Source organism: Neisseria sp. P0021.S006 (genome assembly GCF_051956895.1).
In genome coordinates this window covers 1-430 of sequence record NZ_JBQCWZ010001315.1, presented here as the reverse complement: position 1 = coordinate 430, position 430 = coordinate 1, and the positions used below count along the sequence as shown (strand labels likewise).

Sequence of the window (430 nt, the reverse complement as noted above, 5' to 3'; positions counted from 1 at the left end):
GTCATTATGGGCCGCAAAACATGGGAATCTCTGCCGCGCAAACCGCTGCCCGGCCGTCAAAATATCGTCATCACCCGCCAAGATTATCAGGCCGAAGGTGCGCAAACGGCGGCTTCTTTGGAAGATGCGCTGGCTTTGTGTCAGGGGGCTGAAGAAGTCATCATCATGGGCGGCGCTCAAATTTATGCACAAGCCCTGCCGATTGCCACGGATTTGCGTTTGACCGAAGTCGGTTTGGATGTGGACGGCGATGCGTTTTTTCCTGAGTTTTCCACAGAAACATGGCAAGAAGCCTCTCGGGAAAACCATGTTTCCGCCAAAGGCATCGAATACGCGTTTGTGCATTATGTGAAGGCATAATCCGACAACGCAAAGGCCGTCTGAAACCCTGTTTTTCAGGTTTCAGACGGCCTTTTTATTTCGTTTGTTT

At 51.2% G+C, this 430-nt stretch carries 1 protein-coding gene; it reads left to right on the top strand.

Going from position 1 to position 430, the window contains the following annotated elements:
* On the top strand, positions 1–360 hold a 360-nt coding region (locus tag ACTHUM_RS20065), incomplete at its 5' end, for a dihydrofolate reductase (protein WP_440404016.1).
* Between the last annotated feature and the right edge of the window lie 70 nt (positions 361–430).